We start from the raw sequence: 2,891 nt of genomic DNA on the forward strand, positions 1-2,891 counted from the left end.
GGCAACGGGGGGCGTGTCCGTGACGATGGCGTGCGCGCTCCTGACCATCTGCGTGCTCATGCAGTCGGCCGTGAACACGTTCAACGACTACTACGATTACGTGAAGGGGGCTGATTCCGCCGACGACAACGTGGACCCCACCGATGCCGTGCTCGTGTACAACAACGTGAACCCCCGCGCGGCGCTCGCGCTGGCCGTGGGCTTCCTTGCGGCGGCGTTCCTGGTCGGCGCCTATGTGATCTGGATTGCGGGTTGGATACCCCTCGCCATCGGCGCCGTGGGCGCCGTGGTCGTCGTGCTGTACTCGGCGGGCAGGACGCCCCTCTCCTACCTGCCCGTCGGCGAGCTGGTGAGCGGGTTCGTCATGGGCGGCCTCATCCCGCTTGCGTGCTACCAGGCGCTTACGGGCACGTTCGACCTGCGGGCGCTTCTGTGGGCCGTGCCCACGGTGCTGGGCGTGGGCCTCATCATGTTCACGAACAACACCTGCGACGTGGAGAAGGACGTGGAGGCCGGGCGCCGCACGCTGTCCGTGCTGCTGGGCCGCGAGCGGGCGCGCCGGCTCTACCACGCGGTGCTCCTCGCGTGGATCGCCGCCATCGTGGCGCTCGTGGCCGTGTTCTTCACAGGCGGCCTCGTGGTGGTGCCCTTCATGCTGCTGGCCGCCTGGCCGCTCGTGGGCGCGCTGCTGAAGAACCCGCTGGCGCCGCCCGCCCGCGTGGGCGCCATGGCGCAGGTGTGCAGCGTGAACGTGGCGCTCGGTGCGTTCTACGCCGCCGCCATCCTGGCGAGCGGGACCGTGCTCGCCGTGTAGGAACCGCAGCCGGTTCCGGTGCGCAGGGCGCTATCGGAGCGGCACGTCAGAATCTAGGAGGAGGCGCTATGGAGATCGTCCGTTTCGCCGTGGGGGCCCTGCTGCTCGTCGCGTCGGCCCTGCTGGCCGTCCAGCTGTGGAACGGCCGCTGGCAGTTCCTCGTGGCCCGGCCCGAGCGCACGAAGAAGGGCACGTTCTTTCCTGCCGGCACCCGCGAGACGGGCCGGCACCTCTCCTGGGTCATGGTCGCCTGCTTCGCGGCAGTCGCCACGCTCATGGCCTCCGAGATGGGACGGCTGTCCGGCAGCGCCCTGTTCGCGCAGGCGGGCTTCGTGGTGAGCGGCGTGGCGCTCGTGGCGTACGGGGCCTTCGTCGTATGGACCGTGGCCTTCCACTGCAAGGCGCACGGCCGCCCCTACTTCGCCGGCGGCTCTTCGCGCCTAGTCGTCACCCTCGCAGCCACCTGCGCCGTGCTCACCGCCCTGTCGCTGCTGTTTGCCTGACGGCACGCCCGCTTTGCGGCTGGCCACAGCTGACCTGCAATGCGATTCATGCCGCCCTGCCGATGCTTGATTGCTCGGCGCGCCTCGCAACGGCGCTTCGCTATACTGGTGCGACCGGTTGGACACTGAGAGGGGGGGCCGATGGAGGAGTTCGGGAAGCACCTGGTGGGAGTCGTGTTCTGGCTCGCGACGTTCGCCCTCTTCGCGGTATTGGGCTGGAAGTTCTGGCATGGGCAGTGGCTGCGGCTCATCGCCGGCAATAACCTCGTGTCCGACGAGGAGCAGAAAAGCCCCTTTCAGCGCGCCCTCGGGCGCCGCATGGGCGTGGTCATGCTCTGCTGTTGCGGTTCCCTTGCGGCGCTCGCCGCCTCCTCGTTCGTCGAGGCGGCGGGAGGCCCGTCGGCCGGGGCGGTGTCCGACGCCTTGGTCGCGGCGGGCATAGCCGGCATCGTCGTTCCCTGCATCTGGGTCGTAGTATGGTCCAATGTCCAAGGGCGCAAGGCACGCTGCGGACAGGAGGGCGCGAGGGAAGATTCCCGGACAGCCGAGGACCGGAGGCTCGACCGCCTGTCCGGCCGCGTGCTCCTCGCCATTCTGGGAATCTACCTGCTCGTCATGCTGGTCGTGGTTCCCTTGGCAGCCGGCTGAGCGCGGCCTTTCCGGTCGTTGCTCGCCTTCCGCCCCTTCCGCGGGGCGGCCGCACGCTCCTAAGGCGAACGCGTTGGGTTGCGCCGGGACCGTGCAGGCGGGGCGCGCGGGTGCCGGCACGCCTGCGGGCTATTTCGTGATGAGCACCGGCACGGGGGAGGCGTGGAGCACGGCCGTGCTCACGCTGCCGAGCATGCCCTTGATGGCGCCCAGTCCCCGGCTGCCCATGACGATGAGGCCGCAGGGCTCCTGAGCCGCCTCGCGGACGATGGCCTCCTGGGGCTTCCCGAACGCCACGCGCAGGTCGACCACGCCCTCGTGCTCCGCGATGCGGTCGGCAACCTGCTCCTTGAGGGCTTCGAGGCTCGCCTTCTCGTCGCCGCCGAGCGACAGCAGCACGCCTGCAGCGCGCGCTGCGGCCACGAACGCGGGATCTTCCATTTTCAGAGGATAGCTGACGCTCAGCACCACCACTCGCGTGCCCAGCCCGCATTCAACGAGCTCGAGAGCGTCCGCCAATGCACGGTTCGAGGGTGCCGAACCATCGTATGCGACCAAGATCGCTCCGTAACCCATAGCAGTCCCGCTTTCTCCCGTGCCCGAGGTCGCGCGAACCCGCAGCCCATCAGGCATCTTGCTCGTTGCCCTCATTCTACCATGCCCGCAATCTCCCGAGAACCCATCGGCAGTCGCCCCTCCCCTTCGGCAAGAACGCTATAATCAAGCCGAAGGCAACCAAGGGCACGATCCAAGACTGCGAGGTTTCGAATGGATGGCACCACTCTCGCCGCCTTTGCGGCGGCCGCGGCGGCACTCGTCGCGTTCGCGCTGGCAGCGTTCATGTTCTGGAGGGGGAAGGTGGCTGTTCCTCGTGGCGGGAGGCGCCGCAGCCGCCGAGGAGGCCGAGAGCGCCGCCGGCTGCGGCG

General features: G+C 69.0%; 4 protein-coding genes. 3 read left to right on the top strand and 1 reads right to left on the bottom strand.

Going from position 1 to position 2,891, the window contains the following annotated elements; all coding sequences use genetic code 11:
- The 3 genes from GPA_RS01880 to GPA_RS01890 form a co-directional block, all read left to right on the top strand.
- Positions 1–814 (top strand): prenyltransferase (locus GPA_RS01880; protein ID WP_083808850.1); only part of this gene is annotated, 814 nt, incomplete at its 5' end.
- A 68-nt stretch (positions 815–882) separates the two neighbouring features.
- Positions 883–1,317, top strand: coding sequence for a hypothetical protein (locus tag GPA_RS01885; RefSeq protein ID WP_015538786.1), 435 nt, complete (start codon positions 883–885; stop codon positions 1,315–1,317).
- A 141-nt stretch (positions 1,318–1,458) separates the two neighbouring features.
- Positions 1,459–1,965, top strand: a complete 507-nt coding sequence (locus GPA_RS01890) for a DUF3784 domain-containing protein (protein ID WP_015538787.1) — start codon at positions 1,459–1,461, stop codon at positions 1,963–1,965.
- A 129-nt stretch (positions 1,966–2,094) separates the two neighbouring features.
- Here GPA_RS01890 and GPA_RS01895 read toward each other — a convergent pair whose 3' ends face one another.
- Positions 2,095–2,541: a universal stress protein gene (locus GPA_RS01895; RefSeq protein WP_041238785.1), complete on the bottom strand. Its 447-nt coding sequence runs from the start codon at positions 2,539–2,541 to the stop codon at positions 2,095–2,097.
- Between the last annotated feature and the right edge of the window lie 350 nt (positions 2,542–2,891).

It is taken from the genome of Gordonibacter pamelaeae 7-10-1-b, assembly GCF_000210055.1.
In the GTDB taxonomy this organism is placed as follows: Bacteria; Actinomycetota; Coriobacteriia; order Coriobacteriales; family Eggerthellaceae; genus Gordonibacter; species Gordonibacter pamelaeae.

What these genes read in the sequence shown, in the direction of transcription:
- GPA_RS01890 (WP_015538787.1), top strand. Translation starts at nt 1,459, where the DNA reads ATGGAGGAGTTCGGGAAGCACCTGGTGGGAGTCGTGTTCTGGCTCGCG.
- GPA_RS01885 (WP_015538786.1), top strand. Translation starts at nt 883, where the DNA reads ATGGAGATCGTCCGTTTCGCCGTGGGGGCCCTGCTGCTCGTCGCGTCG.
- GPA_RS01895 (WP_041238785.1), bottom strand. Translation starts at nt 2,541, where the DNA reads ATGGGTTACGGAGCGATCTTGGTCGCATACGATGGTTCGGCACCCTCG.